Source organism: Autumnicola edwardsiae, assembly GCF_031846505.1.
Lineage (GTDB): Bacteria > Bacteroidota > Bacteroidia > Flavobacteriales > Flavobacteriaceae > Autumnicola > Autumnicola edwardsiae.
Window position 1 is genome coordinate 1 of record NZ_JAVRHP010000243.1, and the last position, 1,222, is coordinate 1,222.

Below are 1,222 nucleotides of genomic sequence, written 5' to 3' on the forward strand. Positions count from 1 at the left end.
TAATCGAATTCTGCTTATTTGGAAATTTCTGTCCACCTAACGGAAGACATTATGTGGCTTCTTACAGTGTTGACGTGTGGCTTCGTGAAGACGGTGAAAATACCGAACAACTTTATGATGGAGTTACAGCAGAGGTAGAAATGGAAGACGGAGAATATTCTGCAGATCCTGTTTGTTTTGCATTGCCTGATGGATCAGATGATGATGAATATTATTTCGAGATTACTATTTTGGAAACAGGTGAGTACGAGGCTACAGAGAGAGTAATTCGTAGTGGTGTAATTACCGATACAGAAGTTAGATCTTTCTTTGATGGTGATGACAATTTGGATTACCTGCACTTCTTCTACGGATGTGGACAAACTGATACTCCGCCTATTTTTACTGATCCTGAGGATGAAGCGATGAACTACAAAGCTTGTCTTAAAGATCTGAATGATTCCGGAGCAGTAGCTTTTTCCTATGCAAGATTAGAAGGAAATACATTATATACTTCAGTGTTAGCTTACAACTTGGAATCAGGAGAACAACATCCGCAACACATCCATGGATTTACTGATGGTACAAACGCGACATGTCCTGATATGAGCGACGATGAAAATGGAAATGGATTCATTGAAATAGCAGAAGGGCTTTCAGATTATGGAGATGTATTACTTCCGCTTGATGAAGCAAATGGAGACTTTCCTGTAGCGCTGGGTGGTATGTATTTCTATCAAAGAACGTTTACACTTACCGATGCAATGGTAGACGATCTTGATCCTCTGGATCAAAAAGTAGTAGTGCTACACGGGATGGATGCAGATCTTGACGGAGCAGGGAATGACTATACATACACTTACCAGCCGTCACTTCCTGTGGCCTGCGGTCAGTATGTAAATACAGATATGGACTACTAGATCCAATCAGGATAAATCTTATACTTTCAAGTATACAGGATGCTATTGGGCACTAATTAGTGCCCTTAGCTCCTTATATATAGCAGAAAGTTGTTATTAACCATTCTAAATATACTAACCTAAATTTTTTTAGTATGAAAAAGTTTAAAATTACAATAATGTCAATTTTAGCGTTGACGCTTTTTTTAACCTCTTGTAGTAAAGAGGAATCCGAACCCGCGATAGATGGAGGTACTGAAAAAGCTACGCTGTCTTTTGGCGCAACTCTTAATAACCTTTTAAACAACAGGTCTCAGACGAAGAATCATTTTGCTGATGTACCA

At 39.0% G+C, this 1,222-nt stretch carries 2 protein-coding genes; both read left to right on the forward strand.

The annotated features are described in order from the left end of the window. A partial coding sequence (locus RM529_RS17395) for a hypothetical protein (RefSeq protein ID WP_311486003.1) occupies positions 1 to 899 on the forward strand: 899 nt, incomplete at its 5' end. Between the two features lie 134 nt (positions 900 to 1,033). Further along, positions 1,034 to 1,222, forward strand: a 189-nt coding sequence (locus RM529_RS17400; RefSeq protein WP_311486004.1) for a hypothetical protein, incomplete at its 3' end; no start/stop codon positions are given.